A 372-nucleotide genomic window follows, 5' to 3' on the forward strand; every position below is an offset into this window, starting at 1 on the left:
AGCCTTCATTAAGCCACAAACGGGCATCGGCATAAAGCTCGCTGTACTGATCCATTCCTGTTATGGACCGGGGATGTCCCGGACGATAGATACCAAAAGGGCTTATTCCGAATTTTACCTGCGGTTTCTCGGCCTTGATCTCCTTATAAATACGTTCCACAAATTGGTTCACGTTATCCCTGCGCCAGTCATCACGGGATAGCTTCCCTCCTTCTCTTTGATATGCAGCATAATTTGCAGCATCCGGAAATTCCTCCCCTTTATTATATGATGCATATGGATAGAAATAGTCATCAAAATGTATCCCATCTATATCGTAACGCTTCACAATATCCATTACCACTGCCGATGTGTGGTCCTGAGTAGCTTTTT

The 372-nt window shown here is 44.4% G+C and carries 1 protein-coding gene; it reads right to left on the reverse strand.

Annotated elements, in window-relative coordinates:
* Positions 1 to 372 (reverse strand): glycoside hydrolase family 10-like protein (locus tag HC175_RS20600; protein WP_168139885.1); only part of this gene is annotated, 372 nt, incomplete at both ends.

The organism is Salinimicrobium oceani, assembly GCF_012037645.1.